This window comes from Alcaligenes sp. SJTW-7 (genome assembly GCF_047716895.1).
GTDB classification, from domain to species: Bacteria; Pseudomonadota; Gammaproteobacteria; order Burkholderiales; family Burkholderiaceae_B; genus Alcaligenes; species Alcaligenes ammonioxydans.
On record NZ_CP136682.1, the window covers coordinates 1051853 to 1067385 of the forward strand.

Consider the following 15533-nt stretch of genomic DNA (forward strand, 5'->3'; position numbering starts at 1 on the left):
TATCGTAAGAAGGTATAAAAAGACGGGGAGCTTAAACCTGGCTGGCTGTAGGTGAAGTCACTCTTACTAAGGTCTCAGTGTCTGGCACTGATCCTCTTTACCCCATTGGTGCAAGCAAAGCTGTGTGCCTTCAATACTGATATAGCCGCCACGGCGTTCTCCTTGCGAGGAGTCCGCCTCCCAATCCGGTAGTACCCATCGGCGTACCGGCTCAAAGCCGGGAATGTCATGCACTGCAGGGCGATGTGTATGACCATGAATCAGGGCCTGCACAGGATGGGCCTGGCAGGCAGCAATAATCGCCGCAGGCTGCACATCCATAATCTCTTTGGACTTGTATTGCTTGCCGCGCTGGCTACCGGCGCGGGCCGAGTCGGCAATACGTTGGCGCAGGCTTAAAGGGCAGGCCAGATAGAGCTTTTGCAGCCAGGGTTTGCGTACCCAGTAGCGAAAGCGTTGGTAGTCTAAATCATCCAGACAATACTCATCGCCGTGTGACATCAGAATCAAACCGGCCGAGGTGTCCAGGATGACTTGATCCGGCAATAGCGTGGCGTGGACATGGCGGGCGTAGGTGTCACCCAGCAGAAAGTCGCGATTGCCGCGCATTAGATAAAGCGGATGCTGCTGCGCAAACGTGCGCAGCGCCTCACTGACTTGAGCAAGCCAGGGGGCAGGGCGGGAAATTTGATCGTCACCAATCCAGGCATTGAAAATATCACCGCCCAGAATCAAGACCTGTGCCTGATGCTGGGCGGAGTGCAGAAACTGCAGAAAATCCCGGAGGGTGTCTGGATTGTCCGGACCCAGATGCAGGTCCGCGGCAATCCAGATCTTGCCGGTCAGCGTGAGCTTATTCGACAATCGTGGCTTTTTCCAGAATGACGTCATCAACAGGCACGTCTTGGTGAAAGCCTTTGTTGCCGGTGCGCACGCCCTTGATCTGATCGACCACCTCTGTGCCTTCAATCACACGGCCAAACACGGCGTAGCCCCAGCCGTTGGCGGTGGGCGCGGTGAAGTTCAGGAAATCGTTGTCGGCCACGTTGATGAAGAACTGAGCGGTCGCCGAGTGTGGATCGGAAGTGCGAGCCATGGCCAGGGTGTATTTGTCGTTCTTCAAACCGTTGTCGGCTTCGTTCTTGACGGGCGCATTGGTCGCTTTTTGCTTCATGTCGGCCTCAAAGCCGCCGCCTTGGATCATGAAGTTGTTGATCACACGGTGAAACACGGTGCCATCGTAAAAACCGCTGGTAACGTAGTCCACAAAGTTGGCCACGGTATTGGGGGCTTTTTCTGCGTTCAGCTCGACCAGGATGGTGCCGTAATTCGTCTGCAGTTGGACGCGGGGAGAGGTGCTCATAGAAGTGCCTTCAGAAGAAGTGGAAGAATCTGCTGCCATAGCCGGACTGCTCATCATAGGCATAGCCATACAGGCAGCAATAAGCAGGGTGCGCAAGCCGCGAGCCTGATCACACCATTGAAATGTGCTTGCAAACATAAGATAGGGGCAATCCCGTCAAATAAAAATCTTATTGTTGCAGAATTTGGCCAGTTTGTTGTGCGCGTTGGGCTGCTTTGGGCACACCGCTGGCGGCCGCCTGCCGGTAGGTGTCATTGGCCAGCATGAGCTGGACTTCACCCATATTGGCGCGTGCCAGCGCATAAGACGGATCAGCGGTCAGAGCCATCTTCAGGGCCTCCAGAGCCAGCTCCAGCTTGTCTTGCGCAATGTACTCAGCCGCCAGATTATTCCAGGGCTCGGGAAGCTCTGGATAGTAGGTGGTCATGTCCTGATAAATGCGGATGGCGCCATTGTGATCGCCGCTGGCCGACAGGGCACGCGCCTTCAAAAACAGCAACTGCACATTGGCACCCGGTTCACCCCGGTCCTTGCGTTGCTCCAGCTGTTTCTCGATGGCCTGAAGGGCATCGGCATGACGGCCTTGAGCAATCAGGGTGCTGATGCGCTGGCTGATTTGTGCGCCACTCAGAGGCAAAGCGGTATCGACGCTGGGAGCCAGTACGTCCAGCGCGCGGGCCAGACCCTTCCAGCCACGTTCAGGTTCGGGAGCGATATCCAGCAAGGGATCGTTGACCCGCGCACTGGGCGGGGGCAAATCGGGCAGGGATTGGGCGCTCACGGTGTGGCCCAGGGCCAGCAAAAGGGCCAGGGAGCAAGGAGCGAGAAACCGAGTCCGTCTAGATGTACTGAACACAGAGGGGGCGCCTATAAAATCTGGCTTGAAGACCAGGAAGGTTGGTAGATTGCTGCCTTTAACGAGGTCTGCTTGCTATACTTATTGACCATCATTCTAACCTTGCCTCTTGCCGGGCGGGAAATACGGAACCTCATCCAAGGGCAATTGTTCTGGCACAAGGTTCCGATTTTATGACGATTACAGGCCATGTTGCGCATTTATAACTCGTTGTCACGCTCTAAAGAGGTGTTTTCTCCGGTTGAACCGGGCCACGTACGTATGTACGTCTGTGGCATGACGGTCTACGACTTCTGTCACCTGGGGCACGCGCGAATGCTGGTCAGTTTTGACATCGTGCAGCGCTGGTTGCGAGCAAGTGGTTATCGCGTCACCTATGTGCGCAACATTACTGATATCGACGACAAGATCATCCGTCGCGCCGTCGAGCGCAAGCAGCTCATGTCTGAAGTCACGGACTTCTATATTGACGCCATGCACGCTGACGAAAAGGCCCTGGGTGTGCAAAGTCCGGATTCGGAGCCCCGTGCGACCCAGCACGTGCCTGACATGCTGGGCATTATCGCCAAGCTGGAAGAAAACGGCCTGGCCTATCAGTCTGAAGATGGGGACGTGAACTACGCGGTGCGCCAGTTTCCCGGTTATGGCAAATTGTCAGGCCGCTCTTTGGATGATTTGCGGGCGGGCGAGCGCGTTGCCCTGAATTCTGCCAAGCGTGATCCTCTGGATTTCGTACTCTGGAAATCGGCCAAAGACGATGAGCCGGCCGAGTCCAAATGGGAGTCCTCGTACGGTCTGGGTCGACCAGGCTGGCACATCGAGTGTTCGGCCATGAGCAAGGCGCTGCTGGGTCTGCCCCTGGACATCCATGGTGGTGGCCCGGACCTGAAATTTCCGCACCACGAGAACGAAATCGCCCAAACGGAAGGGGCCTTTGGCGGCCAGTTGGCCAATGTCTGGATGCACTGCGGTCCCCTGATGGTGGACTCGGAAAAAATGTCCAAGTCCCTGGGCAACTTCCGTCGCATTCGCGATACCGTGGCGCCCGAAGGTCTGGCCGACGAAGAAAGCAGCTACGTCGCCAACCCGCGTGAAGCTGAAATGCTGCGCTTCTTTATTGTGCGCAATCATTACCGCAGCCTGCAAAATTACGCGCCGGACAATCTGCGCGATGCCCAGCAGGCTCTGGATCGTCTGTACCAGACCCTGCAACACGTTCCTGCTGCCGACGTTCAGATCGACTGGACGCAAGGCCCCGCCTTGGCGTTTGCCGAAGCCATGAACGACGATTTCAATACGGCTGGCGCTATTGCCGTTCTGTTTGAACTGGCTGGCCAGGCCAACCGCGACAAGGATGCGCAGGCCGCTGGTCTGATGCGCGCCCTGGGGGGCGTGATCGGCCTGTTGCAAGTGGACCCGGCCGTCTACTGGCGCGCCAGCACACGTTTTGGTCAGGCAGCCAGCGTGGCCGGTGCCGATTCCTTGAGCGACACCCAGATTGACGAGCTTCTGGCTGAGCGCAGCCAGGCCAAGCAGAACCGTGATTTTGCGCGTGCCGATGCTATTCGTGAGCAGCTCAAAGAGCAGGGCGTAGAGCTTGAGGACCGGCCAGGTGGAGCAACACAATGGCGCAGGGCCTAAGCGGCGTTCAATCCGGCCCTCAAGTGCGCTTGGTGGGCAAACCTGACTACTGGGACGACGCGTGCGCCCAGTTGATGAAGCGCGATCGTATCTTGCGCAAGCTCATCCCCCAGCATGGCGATTACTGGTTGCAACATCAGGCGCCGGCTTTTACCACATTGGTGCGCTCCATCGTGGGCCAGCAACTGGCCTCGCGTACAGCAGACCAGTTGTGGGCGAAGTTGCTGGAGGGCTGCGGTCAGGCGCTGTCGCCCCAACTGATTTTGGAGCTGGGCTACGAGACCTTGCATGGATTGGGTTTACCCAAACGCAAGGCCGAATATATCGTTGATTTGGCGACGCACTTCGATGCCCGTAAAATCGACCCCCAGGCATGGCAGTCCCTGTCTGACGAAGCCGTTATTGCTGACCTGTGTGCCATTCGTGGCGTCGGTCGCTGGACGGCGGATATGTTTCTGATTTTCAACTTGCACAGACCCGATGTTCTCCCTTTGGACGATGCGGGTCTGCTCAAGGCAATCTCTCAGCACTATTTCAGCGGCGAACCGGTGTCCCGGTTCGAGGCGCGTGAAGTTGCCCAAGCGTGGGCGCCGTGGTGTACGGTGGCTACCTGGCATCTGTGGCGCAGTCTGAACACAGTTGCGGTACGATATTAAATTAGGCCTAAACCTTAAGAACCGACATGCGAAATACATTCCTGGAATTTGAGCAGCCTTTGGCCGAGCTCGAAGGCAAAATCGAAGAGCTCCGCTATGTGCAATCTGATTCCGCTGTGGATATTTCAGAGGAACTCAGCCGTCTGCAGCAAAAAAGCCAGACGCTGGCCAAAAATATTTACGCCAAGCTCACGCCTTGGCAAACGGCCCTGGTTGCTCGCCATCCACAACGTCCATATACCCTGGACTATGTAAACCAGATTTTTTCGGACTTTCACGAGCTGCACGGCGACCGCATGTATGCGGACGACCTGGCGATCGTGGGGGGGCTGGCACGATTCAATGGCACCCCCTGCATGGTCATTGGTCACCAGAAGGGGCGCGACACCAAAGAGCGTGCCCGTCGCAACTTTGGCATGCCTCGCCCGGAAGGGTATCGCAAGGCCTTGCGACTGATGCGCCTTGCCGAGAAATTTGGTATTCCCGTGTTCACCTTCGTGGATACTCCTGGCGCGTATCCTGGCATTGGCGCCGAAGAGCGGGGTCAGTCCGAGGCAATCGGTCACAACCTGTTTGCCATGGCCAAGCTGCGTGTGCCTATCATCTCCACCATTATTGGTGAGGGCGGCTCGGGCGGTGCCCTGGCCATCGCCGTGGGGGATGTGGTCTCCATGCTGCAGTACTCCACGTATGCCGTGATCTCGCCGGAAGGCTGTGCCTCGATTCTCTGGCGTAGCGCCGACAAGGCTCCCGTCGCTGCCGAGGCTCTGGCCATTACGGCGCCCCGTCTGAAAGAGCTGGGTCTGGTCGATCGCGTGATCAATGAACCGATCGGCGGCGCGCATCGCGACCCCACGATGATGGCTCGTCAGTTGGGCCGTGCCCTGGCCGACGCCTTGCGTCAGGTGTCGGGTCTGACTACCGAGCAATTGCTGGCGCAACGCATGGAACGTCTCCTGGCCTATGGCCGCTATCAGGAAGTACGTGCCTGATCCATTGCCTTGCAGTCCGCTGGGGGGCTTTAGCCCCTCGCCTGCGCTGCTAAAGGCGCTTGACCACCACCTGAGTTTTACAAGCAGCGATAGCATCGCTGTCGCCCTGAGTGGTGGCGCGGACTCGGCTATGCTGGCGGTACATGCCCATTTTTGGGCCAGCCGCCGCAAAGTCACACTTCATTTTTTCCATATTCATCACGGCCTGCAAGCCTTTGCCGATCAGTGGCAAGCGCATGTGCATGACTTGGCGGCGCGTTTGCAGCGACCCTGTCACAGCTTGCGGGTCCAGGTGCAGTCCCGCCGTCTCAGCGCGGATGGCATGGAATCCGCCGCACGTGATGCCCGCTATCAAGGTCTGGCTGAACTGGCGCATTTTGTTGGCTTGCAGCATGTGCTGCTGGCCCATCATCAGGACGATCAGGCTGAAACCGTTTTGATGCGTTTGCTGCGAGGCACGGGCACAACCGGCTTGGGTGCGATGGCACCCCATATGCAGCGTGATGATCTGAGTTACTGGCGACCCTGGCTGGAGCAGCCCAGGGCACTCATTCTTCAAGCCAGTGAACATTTTACGGCGGCCACAGGCTGGCACGCAGTACAAGACCCCACCAATACCAATCCTGATTACACCCGTGGCGCGGTGCGTGACTTGCTCACGCCTGTGCTGGATGCACGCTGGCCCGGTTGGCAAAGCCGTTTGCAAAGACAGGCCCACCTGAGCCGTGAAACGCAGGAGGTCCTGGACAGTGTGGCGCGTCAGGATTGGCTGGGTCTGGAGCCGGATGAAACCGGCCGCAGCTTCAGTTTGAGCGCCTGGCGCGGTCTGGAACCGGCCCGGCAAAGCATGGTGATCCGTTATTGGTTGCAGGAACAGGGCGCCGGTTTGCCCACGCATGCCCGTCTGGCAGAGCTGCTGCGCCAGCTGCGTGGCGTGCATGCCCAGGGTCACGACAGAAATTTGATGTGGAAGCATGGACCAAACCTGATCCGCTGTGTTCGTGGTCGGGTGCTGATCGAATCTGCCGGTTCAGGCGGGCAGCAAGCCGGCCTGAAGGCCGATCAAGCAAGTAAGTAGTTTTGGGGTGGCCTGTGGCAGGAGCGTGGGCTATGGTGTTGAGTCGACAAAGTATGTGTTTTTTTGCGTGCGCATGTGGTAGAGCCTGCGCTTGGGGCACAGAAAGTCGTTAGAATAGTTGGGTTTTGTGTCTATCCCAGACCTTAGCCCTTTGATGCAGAGTAAAAGATGTCCCTGATCGTACATAAATATGGCGGCACGTCGATGGGCTCGATCGAGCGCATCCAGAATGTGGCGCGTCGGGTTGCCAAATGGCATGCCGCCGGGCACCAGGTGGTGGTGGTTCCTTCGGCCATGTCCGGCGAAACTAACCGCCTGCTAGGCCTGGCCAAAGAACTGAGCGTTCAGCCTGATCCGCGTGAGCTGGATATGCTGGCAGCCACGGGCGAACAGGCCAGTAGCGCCCTGTTGGCCATGGCCCTGGCGGCCCAAGGCGTACCTGCCCGCAGCTATACCGGCTGGCAGGTTCCCGTAAAAACTGACAACGCCTACACCCGTGCTCGCATTCGTTCTATCGACGACACCCGCATCCGCCAGGATCTGGACGCAGGCCGTGTGGTCGTGGTGACCGGTTTCCAGGGTGTGGATGATGAAGGCAATATCACGACCCTGGGTCGTGGTGGCTCGGACACCTCGGCGGTGGCGGTGGCAGCGGCCATGAAGGCCAGCGAGTGCCTGATCTACACCGATGTGGACGGTGTCTACACGACCGACCCGCGCGTCGTGCCGGAAGCCCGTCGCATGAAAGTGCTGTCTTTTGAAGAAATGTTGGAAATGGCCTCTCTGGGCTCCAAGGTTCTTCAAATCCGGTCCGTGGAATTTGCCGGCAAGTACAAGGTGCCCGTACGCGTCTTGTCGTCCCTGACCGACCCCATGATTCCGCTCGAAGAAGAAATGTCTTCGGGCACGCTGATTACTTTCGAGGAAGACCAAAAAATGGAAGCTGCCGTTGTCTCTGGCATCGCCTTCAGCCGTGATGAAGCCAAGTTCACCCTGCGTGCCGTGCCCGACACCCCTGGCGTGGCCTATTCCATTCTGGGCCCTATTGCCGCCGCCAATATTGAAGTCGACATGATTTTGCAGAACCTGTCGGTTCAAGGCACGACCGACTTCTCCTTTACGGTCAGCCGCAATGATGCACTGCGCACCAAGGAATTGCTGACCAATCAGGTTGGCCCTGCCGTGGGCGCTGGTGAAATCGTGTTTGACGAAGCCGTTTGCAAAGTCTCCATCGTGGGCATCGGCATGCGTAACCACGCCGGTATTGCCAGCTCGATGTTCCGTGCCTTGTCCGAAGAGGGCATCAATATCCAGATGATCAGCACCAGCGAGATCAAGACCTCTGTGATTATTGCCGACAAGTACATGGAATTGGCTGTGCGTGCCTTGCACAAGACTTTCGAGCTGGATCAGGAAAAATAATCTCTTTTGCTATTTGCATTGGTTTTTTATAAATGCTATAGTAGCTTCTTTCCTAGAGCTGGAGACGTGGCCGAGAGGTTGAAGGTACTCCCCTGCTAAGGGAGCATACGGCTTATACCCGTATCGAGGGTTCGAATCCCTCCGTCTCCGCCAGCTGGAATTAAATTAAGCCCTTGTTTTCAAGGGCTTTTTTTATTACCTGCTGTTTTCTGACGATATGTCGGCCCCTTAATGGCCGGCAGTCACCAGATACTTGCACCACTTTTTTTTGCATCCGTCACGCGGATTGCGCTGTGTTCACTCTGTTCCCGTGATACGTAAAAAACAATAATTGTTACCTTTCCCTTGCTTCATCCGAATCAGTTGCGGATCTGGGAAGGAGGGATGTTTCAAACAACACGGATTGCAAAGAGTGCAAGACTTTTCAAACAAAGACACTTGAAGAATGAAAAGGCTGTGTCGTTTTTGGCACAGGCCAAGTAAAGCAGCGGGTCTCGTGCTTACAATCAAACAAAGTGTTTTGCGTCGTTCAAGACGGCAGTCTTGTTTTTTAGGGCGAGCGATGATTAAACGAGTCCTCTGTATCTGTGGCATAGCCTTGATGGGCTTGCCGTTTTTGGCGTCTTCAACTGAGCTGGCATTAGATGAGCAGGTGGTGACTCGTTACGTGCAAAGCCTGCGCGATATTTTGCCCGTGCTCCAAACGGTGGAGCGCAGCGAGCCCGTGTGGGACGGGGGGCAGCCGGATGGCTTGCCGCCTGTACTGGAACTTGAGCAGGTGGAGCGCGGCTCGGACTTGTACCGCCAGTTAAATAGTCTGACGCAAAAACATGGCTTCTCCGGACTGGAGCAATGGGACGCCGTGGGCCAGCAGATCTGGCTGACCCGTCTCTATATCCAGGAGCGTGAAGATCTGGATTCGGTCTATGAGCAGCTGGATGTACTGGAAGCCGCTTTGCGTGATAACGCCCGCCAGTATTCCACGGCCGAGCTCGAGCAGTTAATGCGCACGTTCCAGGACAGCAAAAATCATATTCTGCGTTTGATCGCAACGCGCAGTGATGTCCCCCCCGTACAGGCACATATGGCTGATCTGGATGCGGCACTGGCTTCGCTGGAGTAACGAGGCGGCTGTCAGGTACGGGGCAGCACGATGCAATGGTGCTCGTTGGGAATGGATTCCCCGCAATTCGGGCTAGTTGTCATATTTTGACGCTTCTTTTCTGAGCATGACAGAAGGAATCGGGGATAATTGCCGTCTTGTTGAAAACTAGTGGGAAGACTGAAGCGTCATGCGTATCATCTTGATTTTGTTGGGGGCTGCGGTATTGGCCTACCTGATTGCCAAAGGCATACGGCAACTGATGGTGGAACGGCGTCAATTAAAAGACCAGACGCGACAGCCACGCCCAGGAAACCGTGATGAGCACTGATAAAAATCCATTTACTAAACTGGCTGCGAAAACAAAGTCTGAAGGTGGCGCCAATTATTCCAAGGGACTCGGTTTCCTGGGGGCTGCGCTGCTTATTTTCCTGATCCTGATTGTGGCCTCCATGGGCTCATTTCTGCAGGTTGACCAGGGGGAGCGGGGTGTGGTGCTGCGCAACGGCAAGCTGGTGCGCGTGGCCGAACCGGGCCTGGACTTCAAGGTACCGTTCTTTGATACGGTGCGCAAAATTTCGGTGCGTGACCACACAGTTCGCATGCAGCTGGAAGCCTATAGTTATGATCAGCAGTCTGCCTCGATGGTCGCATCGGTCACGTATCGCGTGCCAGAAACCGATGTGGCCCAGCTGTATTCCGAATATGGTTCGCTGGAGGCGTTGGAAACGCGCTTGCTCGAACGCAAGGCGCTGGACGTGATCAAGAACGTGTTTGGTAAATACACGGCCGCCCAGTCGATTCAGAATCGTGAAAAGCTCGGGGCCGATATCAACGAAGCCATGCGGGTGACGCTGGAGTCTGCGCCTTTGCAGATGATGGGCGTGCAGGTTGAGGAAGTGTCCTTCTCCAAGGCTTACGAGCAGTCGATCGAAAACCGTATGCTGGCTCAGGTTCAGATCGAAACCACTCGCCAACAGAAGGAAACCGCCTCCATCCAGGCGGAAATCGAGGTGGTTCAGGCTGAGGCTCAAGCTCGTGCTCAGCGTGAACGGTATATGGCCGAAGCCGACGGCATTCGTTTGCGCGGGGAAGCGGAAGCCAAGGCTATTTCGGCCAAGGCACAGGCACTGGCGCAAAATACGAATCTGGTCAATTTGAATGCCGTGGAGAAGTGGGACGGCAAATTGCCAGAGAGTCTGGTGCCTGGTTCGGCCATGCCTTTTATCGGGTTGCGCTAAGGCAGGGGCTGGCCTGAATGGGCTTTCTTCGGTAGCGTTAGGACAAGCATGACGCTACCGATTGTGTTTCCAAGGAGTGATGGATGAATGAAGAAATGAACCCTGTCCCACAAGGTGGGGGTAGCAATCAACTGGTCAGTCTGCGTAATCTGACACTCATCAATTACGCGCTGTATATCTTGTCCATGTTTGGCGGCATTACCGCCCTGGTTGCCATCATCATCAATTACATCAAACGCGATGAAGTGCGCGGCACGTATCTGGAGTCGCACTTTGACTGGCAAATCCGCACCTTTTGGTGGGGCTTGGCTGGTGTGGCCCTGTCTTTCTTGCTGATGGCGATTCTGATCGGTTTTGTGACGATCGTCATCGTGAGCGTCTGGATCTTGTACCGTCTGATCAAAGGCCTGCTGGCCCTGAATGACGGCAAGGCGATTGCCTGATCAGCCAGTCATCAAGCGTGGTTGAGAAAGGGCTCGCATCGCTTCGCGGGCCTCTTTGGGCGGTACCCCAAAATGCTGTCGAAAGGCACGGCTGAAATGCGCGGAGCTGCTAAATCCCCAGTGGTAGGCAATCTCGGTAATGGTTCGCTTGTGATGAGCCAGGCGGCGCAAGTCTTGCTCAGCCCCTTGCAGGCGCATGGACCAGATCCAGTTTGTCAGTGAAGTCGCCTCGCCGTCCCAGGCGCGGTGAATCGTGCTGGCGGCCAGCCCCAGACGCTGGGCGATCTTGCCAACGCACAGTTCAGGATCGCGCAGGTTTTCCAGCACATAGGCTTTGATTCGCTCGCGTCGCTGCGAGGCCGTGTGGTCTTTCAAGGGCAGTGTGCTCAGATTGTCAGCCAGTGCCGCCACCAAAATACCCACCAGACTGTCCGCCAGCGAGCGGTCTACCAGATCCCCGCGGGACGGCGGGCTGTTCATCAGCTCGGACACCATATGCGAGAGCAGGCGTGCCGTACCGGATTGGGCGCTGCTCATCGTGCAGGCGGTCATGTCTTCGGCATGGTGCAAGCGTTTGCGCAAGATGGAACCGGGCAAGGAGAGCACATATTGCTCAAAATCCTGGTCAAACAAAAGCTGGTAAGGGCGGGTGGAGTCGTACAGGGCCAGATCTCCAGGCTTGAGATGGGCCGTTTTTTGGTCCTGAATCAGCTGCCCGGTGCCCGCGACCTGAATGCTGAGCAGAAAAATATCTTCAGAGGCGCGGGAGATTTGCAATGGCGTGCGCAATACGGTTTGCGTGGTCGAGGTGATTCGGGACAGATTAACGGCGGCCAGTTCGCGACGAGTAATGGCGCCAAAGAAGGGAGCCGTGGAGCGGGAGGGAACGGCACATTCCAGTTGCACATAGGCTTTGTTGACGGCTTCCATCCAGTAAGGGGCGCGCCGTGCGGGGGGAATTGTCGTCGTAGACCATTGCTCCATGGAAGACCTCGTCGTCTTAGAACCAGAGGCAGATAGCAAGCGCTGCCATCAGCCGAACTGGCTAAGTATCCGGTATGTTCCAGGGTTTGGACCAGACCAGAAAGCGTCCCAGGAGGCGATAATTTCAGACCAGCTGGAGCCCGGCGCCTGGCTTACCCCTCAATGAGCGAGCAGCAAGCGCACCGGGCCCTTTCTGTGGGGCGTAAAGGTTGATCGACCTGGACCCGTCAGGATGGCTCGTGCAGCAGTACCGTGTCAGTGCTGTAGTTTGGCTGAGTAGGCTCGGCCGGAGCGCTGCTCAGTGGCGATGGGCTAGCCGTGCTCTCTTTAACGACGCTTTTGGGGTGTAGGCGGGTCATAGGCTCACGATGCCCCAAGTCCAGCACCAGGCGGGTGGCTTCGGGTTTGGAATAGTGCCCCACAGGGTCATTGATGGCCTTGGCGTAGGCAATTTCTTCCATGTCCAGATCAGCGATGATCAGGCCTTCGGCATCATGGGGCAGGTAAGGTGCCAAGGTACGGCCATCAGGGGCAAAGATCATGGAGCTGCCTCCGCCTACGGTCAGTAGATGGGCGTTGTGCTCACCGACTTCCAGCATGTCCAGCGTCTCTTGGGTGACGACACTGCTGGCAGCAATCGTAAAGCACTGACCCTCCACCGAGTAAATCTGTGAAGCGGCCATATTCACCTTGGCGCTCAACGCATGTGCCTGTTCGCTGTACAGTGAAAAAGAGGGCCAGGCAGCAATGTGGATTGCCTCATGCTGGGAGTAAAGTGCGTATTTGCTCAAGGGGGAGAGGTGCTCCCAGCAGCACAAGGCTCCGACCCGCCCCAGCTCGGTATCGGAGACGATCAGGTCGCGGGCATACCCTTCACCAAAGACCGTGCGCTCTACATGCGTGGGTTTGAGTTTGCGGCGCGACCACAACATCTCGCCCTTGTGATCAATCAGGCACTGCCCCAGATACAGGCTGCCGCCACTACGCTCGCTGTAGCCCAGGGCAATAAAAATACCCAAGGTACGCGCGGCCTGGGCAATGCGATGAAATTCTGCACTGTCCAGACAGAGCGAGTTGGCCTGATAACGGGCACTGTATTTGAGTGACCAGGCCGGTGCGCCCAGCCAGACATGAAAAGGGTAGCCCGGTAGCCAGGTCTCGCCAAACACGATCAGGTCGCATCCCTCATCGCGCGCCTGACGGGCAAGTTCAATGGTCTTGTCCACGCCGGCTGCCAGATCGTAATTGGGAGAGGCGGCCTGTACGGCGGCGGCCCGAACGATTTTCCTTGTCTGCATACATCCTCCATGTCGCGGTATTCGCGATCTTGATCCCCATGCCGTGCACAATACCGCACCCGGCCGTTATGATTTGACTCAGTGTAGGGCCGGGAGCGGGTGAGGAATTGACTGACCGACGCAGCAGACTTGACTGGTAGGCGCAGGCTCAGGGAAGTTCGGATGAGCGTTTGAGCCGGATAGCGACGGGCGCAAGGAGGCGGTCGCCGCGTTTCTGTTACTTATGGTGCGAAGCTGTATTGCACCGTCAAGCCCAGACCCAGGACCCAGAGGATCAAGGGGATTGGATGCATCAGCAGGCTGGGAATGGTGCGCAGGATAAAGCCGAGCAGACGGGTAAACAGCCAGAGCAGGGAAGGCGATCTATCTGTTTCTTTCATATAAATCATGCCTTGCGCCAGCAAAAAGGACTGCGACAGGTAGGCGGCGTAAAACACCATGCCCAAGCAAAAGGCCAGCCAGTAATACAACATGCTCATAGGATGCAAAAAGAAAGAGGACGGCGCATTATATCGAGCTGTAGAGGCTATGATCTTCTTTTTGGCCGGACCCCGTGCTGGCCAGGTGCAGGCTTTGTACGAGGCAGGTATGCAAAATATTTATTCTATTGATGGTCTGGTGCCCGTCGTTCATCCTACGGCCTTTGTTCATCCTACCGCCGTGTTGATTGGGGACGTGATTATCGGCGAAGGGGTTTATATCGGCCCCCTGGCGAGTTTGCGTGGCGACTTCGGGCGCATCATCATGAAGGCGGGGTCCAACATTCAGGATACCTGTGTGATCCACGGCACGCCCTACCAGGACACCATCGTGCATGAGGACGGTCACGTCGGACATGGTGCGGTGCTGCACGGATGCGTGATTGGACGCAACGTACTGGTGGGCATGAATGCGGTGGTCATGGACGCGGCGGATATTGGCGCGGACAGTATTATTGGCGCCATGGCCTTTGTTAAAAAAGGCATGCAGGTGCCGCCGCGCAGTCTGGTGGCCGGCTCTCCCGCAGTAATCGTCAAAGAGCTGGATCAGAAGGCCATTGATGGGAAATTTTTCGGAACACGCATGTACCAGCGTCTGGCTCAGCGCTCGCTGGCGACCATGCAGCGTGTTGAACCTTTGACCGAAGTAGAGGCCGATCGCCCACGCCTACGTGAAGACCAGATTTACCCGGTGGATTGCTCCAAGTAGAAGCTTGAGTGGCACTTTGCTTCTCTCAGCCCCAGACGGTATTGCCGATTTATACGCGGGTTTGAATACGCATAGGGCTGTGTATTGGCATCCTGCGAGTCTTGCTTGCTGCCGTGTGTCGGCAGTAATAATGAAAAAACCCTTGGCATGGAGTGATATCCAGAGGCCAAGGGTTTTTTGTGCGTTCAGTCTTCAGGCTGCAAGGTCTGAGCTGCCAAGCAGGACGAGGCAGCCCGTGCTTGCCGGACTTATTTGCCTGCCGCCGTCAAAGCCTGTTTCCAGGCGTCGAGCACGGTGTTGTATTCAGCCGCCGCTTTCAAGGGATCGATAGTGGCCACTTTGATCTGATCCAGGTTTGGCAACTGGGTCAGTTCGGCCACATTGATGTCGCTACGGGTGGGGCGACGGAAGTTTTCTACCAGTTCGGCTTCCTGTACTTCCTTGGACAGCAAAACGTCTACCAGTTTGCGAGCTGCCTCCTGACCGTTCTTAGGATTCTTGATCACGGCCACGCCTTCCGGGGCAACAAAGGTGCCGTCTTCGGGGTAGATCAGCTCAATCCCTTTCTGGCCACCGGCGACGTAGGCGTAAGCGGCGTATTCCATGGTCACGCCCAGTGGGTATTCACCGTTAGCCACACTTTTGTAGACCTGGCCAGAACTCTTGGACACGATGACGTTGGCAGCCAGTTTGTTCAGGCCTTCCGCGCCGTACAGTTGGTAAATACCGTAAACCTGATCGTAGGCACTACCCGAGGAGGCGGGATCACCGATGATGATCTTGCCTTTCCACTGAGGCTCGAACAAATCAGACCAGGTCTTGGGAGCGGCCAGGCCTTTCAGCTGGCGCTCGTTGGCCATGATGACCATGACGTGGGCATTGGAGCTGGTCCACAGGCTGTCCTTGCCGTGGAAGGCCTGCGCAATAGCCTTGTTCTCGGGTGATTCGTAGGGCTCAAAGTTTTGCTGGAAAGCAGCCATGGTGCCGTAACCAGCGCCCCAGACCACATCGCCCAACGGGTTTTGTGCTTCGGCTTCGATACGCTTCATCAAGGCGCCCGCGCCTGAGGTTACTTGTTGAATGGACAGGTCCGGCGCGGTTTTGCGGGCGATTTCCAGGGCCGTATCAATGGTTTGCACATTGTTGGGCGTATACATCACGGCATTGGCGGCCAGAGCGGTACTGGACAGGGACAGGGCGCCGACACTGAGCGAGAGTGCCAGACCTGTTTTCAGGAAACGTGTAGTCAGCATAATGAGCCTTTTTAGA

At 56.7% G+C, this 15533-nt stretch carries 17 protein-coding genes and 1 tRNA gene; 11 read left to right on the forward strand and 7 right to left on the reverse strand.

Annotated features, from left to right (window positions below; genetic code table 11):
- Nucleotides 1-66: 66 nt before the first annotated feature.
- The 3 genes from RSQ48_RS04650 to RSQ48_RS04660 all read right to left on the reverse strand — a co-directional run bounded on the left by RSQ48_RS04650 (nucleotide 67) and on the right by RSQ48_RS04660 (nucleotide 2144).
- Nucleotides 67-864, reverse strand: coding sequence for a UDP-2,3-diacylglucosamine diphosphatase (locus RSQ48_RS04650; protein WP_003802647.1), 798 nt, complete (start codon nucleotides 862-864; stop codon nucleotides 67-69).
- Nucleotides 854-1363 carry a peptidylprolyl isomerase gene (locus tag RSQ48_RS04655; RefSeq protein WP_039943527.1) on the reverse strand — a complete coding sequence of 170 codons (510 nt, stop codon included), beginning with the start codon at nucleotides 1361-1363 and terminating at the stop codon, nucleotides 854-856. Before RSQ48_RS04655 ends, RSQ48_RS04650 begins: the two co-directional genes overlap by 11 nt.
- 169 nt (nucleotides 1364-1532) lie before the next feature.
- Nucleotides 1533-2144, reverse strand: coding sequence for a tetratricopeptide repeat protein (locus RSQ48_RS04660; protein WP_230406263.1), 612 nt, complete (start codon nucleotides 2142-2144; stop codon nucleotides 1533-1535).
- 264 nt (nucleotides 2145-2408) lie between these two features.
- On the opposite strand from RSQ48_RS04660, the gene cysS reads away from it, so the two are divergent.
- From cysS to RSQ48_RS04710, 10 genes are all read left to right on the forward strand, one after another.
- Nucleotides 2409-3860, forward strand: coding sequence for a cysteine--tRNA ligase (cysS, locus tag RSQ48_RS04665; protein ID WP_240209042.1), 1452 nt, complete (start codon nucleotides 2409-2411; stop codon nucleotides 3858-3860).
- Nucleotides 3845-4516 (forward strand): DNA-3-methyladenine glycosylase family protein, encoded by a 672-nt coding sequence (locus tag RSQ48_RS04670; protein ID WP_003802640.1) that lies wholly within the window; start codon nucleotides 3845-3847, stop codon nucleotides 4514-4516. The genes cysS and RSQ48_RS04670 overlap by 16 nt, the downstream gene beginning before the upstream one ends.
- 26 nt (nucleotides 4517-4542) lie before the next feature.
- Nucleotides 4543-5508 (forward strand): acetyl-CoA carboxylase carboxyltransferase subunit alpha, encoded by a 966-nt coding sequence (locus tag RSQ48_RS04675; RefSeq protein WP_003802638.1) that lies wholly within the window; start codon nucleotides 4543-4545, stop codon nucleotides 5506-5508.
- Nucleotides 5509-5638: 130 nt separating this feature from the next.
- Entirely contained in the window at nucleotides 5639-6586 is a 948-nt protein-coding gene (gene tilS, locus RSQ48_RS04680; protein WP_003802637.1) for a tRNA lysidine(34) synthetase TilS, read from the forward strand.
- A 168-nt stretch (nucleotides 6587-6754) separates the two neighbouring features.
- Nucleotides 6755-8008, forward strand: a complete 1254-nt coding sequence (locus RSQ48_RS04685; protein WP_003802636.1) for an aspartate kinase — start codon at nucleotides 6755-6757, stop codon at nucleotides 8006-8008.
- A gap of 60 nt (nucleotides 8009-8068) precedes the next feature.
- Nucleotides 8069-8161: transfer RNA gene (locus RSQ48_RS04690), tRNA-Ser, on the forward strand.
- Between the two features lie 409 nt (nucleotides 8162-8570).
- Nucleotides 8571-9131: a hypothetical protein gene (locus tag RSQ48_RS04695; protein WP_230406265.1), complete on the forward strand. Its 561-nt coding sequence runs from the start codon at nucleotides 8571-8573 to the stop codon at nucleotides 9129-9131.
- A gap of 169 nt (nucleotides 9132-9300) precedes the next feature.
- The gene (locus RSQ48_RS04700; protein WP_162829359.1) at nucleotides 9301-9441 is read left to right on the forward strand and encodes a hypothetical protein; all 141 of its coding nucleotides are present in this window, start codon (nucleotides 9301-9303) and stop codon (nucleotides 9439-9441) included.
- Nucleotides 9431-10351: a prohibitin family protein gene (locus RSQ48_RS04705; protein WP_131071381.1), complete on the forward strand. Its 921-nt coding sequence runs from the start codon at nucleotides 9431-9433 to the stop codon at nucleotides 10349-10351. Before RSQ48_RS04700 ends, RSQ48_RS04705 begins: the two co-directional genes overlap by 11 nt.
- Before the next feature lie 83 nt (nucleotides 10352-10434).
- Nucleotides 10435-10794, forward strand: coding sequence for a DUF4870 family protein (locus RSQ48_RS04710; RefSeq protein ID WP_003802631.1), 360 nt, complete (start codon nucleotides 10435-10437; stop codon nucleotides 10792-10794).
- On the opposite strand, the gene RSQ48_RS04715 is transcribed toward RSQ48_RS04710, so the two are convergent.
- The 3 genes from RSQ48_RS04715 to RSQ48_RS04725 form a co-directional block, all read right to left on the reverse strand.
- On the reverse strand, nucleotides 10795-11778 hold the full coding sequence (locus RSQ48_RS04715; RefSeq protein WP_039943525.1) for a helix-turn-helix domain-containing protein: 984 nt from the start codon (nucleotides 11776-11778) through the stop codon (nucleotides 10795-10797).
- A gap of 227 nt (nucleotides 11779-12005) precedes the next feature.
- Nucleotides 12006-13076, reverse strand: coding sequence for a nitrilase (locus tag RSQ48_RS04720; RefSeq protein ID WP_240209043.1), 1071 nt, complete (start codon nucleotides 13074-13076; stop codon nucleotides 12006-12008).
- Nucleotides 13077-13297: 221 nt separating this feature from the next.
- The gene (locus tag RSQ48_RS04725; RefSeq protein ID WP_003802624.1) at nucleotides 13298-13555 is read right to left on the reverse strand and encodes a hypothetical protein; all 258 of its coding nucleotides are present in this window, start codon (nucleotides 13553-13555) and stop codon (nucleotides 13298-13300) included.
- Between the two features lie 109 nt (nucleotides 13556-13664).
- Between RSQ48_RS04725 and RSQ48_RS04730 the strand changes: the two genes are divergently transcribed.
- On the forward strand, nucleotides 13665-14264 hold the full coding sequence (locus RSQ48_RS04730; RefSeq protein WP_131071385.1) for a phenylacetic acid degradation protein PaaY: 600 nt from the start codon (nucleotides 13665-13667) through the stop codon (nucleotides 14262-14264).
- A gap of 248 nt (nucleotides 14265-14512) precedes the next feature.
- Here RSQ48_RS04730 and RSQ48_RS04735 read toward each other — a convergent pair whose 3' ends face one another.
- Nucleotides 14513-15517 carry an extracellular solute-binding protein gene (locus RSQ48_RS04735; RefSeq protein ID WP_240209044.1) on the reverse strand — a complete coding sequence of 335 codons (1005 nt, stop codon included), beginning with the start codon at nucleotides 15515-15517 and terminating at the stop codon, nucleotides 14513-14515.
- Nucleotides 15518-15533: the final 16 nt, after the last annotated feature.

Coding starts and splice junctions, on each gene's coding strand:
- RSQ48_RS04655 (WP_039943527.1), bottom strand. CDS start 1,363: ATGAGCACCTCTCCCCGCGTCCAACTGCAGACGAATTACGGCACCATC.
- cysS (WP_240209042.1), top strand. CDS start 2,409: ATGTTGCGCATTTATAACTCGTTGTCACGCTCTAAAGAGGTGTTTTCT.
- RSQ48_RS04670 (WP_003802640.1), top strand. CDS start 3,845: ATGGCGCAGGGCCTAAGCGGCGTTCAATCCGGCCCTCAAGTGCGCTTG.
- RSQ48_RS04675 (WP_003802638.1), top strand. CDS start 4,543: ATGCGAAATACATTCCTGGAATTTGAGCAGCCTTTGGCCGAGCTCGAA.
- tilS (WP_003802637.1), top strand. CDS start 5,639: ATGCTGGCGGTACATGCCCATTTTTGGGCCAGCCGCCGCAAAGTCACA.
- RSQ48_RS04685 (WP_003802636.1), top strand. CDS start 6,755: ATGTCCCTGATCGTACATAAATATGGCGGCACGTCGATGGGCTCGATC.
- RSQ48_RS04695 (WP_230406265.1), top strand. CDS start 8,571: ATGATTAAACGAGTCCTCTGTATCTGTGGCATAGCCTTGATGGGCTTG.
- RSQ48_RS04700 (WP_162829359.1), top strand. CDS start 9,301: ATGCGTATCATCTTGATTTTGTTGGGGGCTGCGGTATTGGCCTACCTG.
- RSQ48_RS04705 (WP_131071381.1), top strand. CDS start 9,431: ATGAGCACTGATAAAAATCCATTTACTAAACTGGCTGCGAAAACAAAG.
- RSQ48_RS04710 (WP_003802631.1), top strand. CDS start 10,435: ATGAATGAAGAAATGAACCCTGTCCCACAAGGTGGGGGTAGCAATCAA.
- RSQ48_RS04715 (WP_039943525.1), bottom strand. CDS start 11,778: ATGGAGCAATGGTCTACGACGACAATTCCCCCCGCACGGCGCGCCCCT.
- RSQ48_RS04720 (WP_240209043.1), bottom strand. CDS start 13,076: ATGCAGACAAGGAAAATCGTTCGGGCCGCCGCCGTACAGGCCGCCTCT.
- RSQ48_RS04725 (WP_003802624.1), bottom strand. CDS start 13,555: ATGAGCATGTTGTATTACTGGCTGGCCTTTTGCTTGGGCATGGTGTTT.
- RSQ48_RS04730 (WP_131071385.1), top strand. CDS start 13,665: ATGCAAAATATTTATTCTATTGATGGTCTGGTGCCCGTCGTTCATCCT.
- RSQ48_RS04735 (WP_240209044.1), bottom strand. CDS start 15,517: ATGCTGACTACACGTTTCCTGAAAACAGGTCTGGCACTCTCGCTCAGT.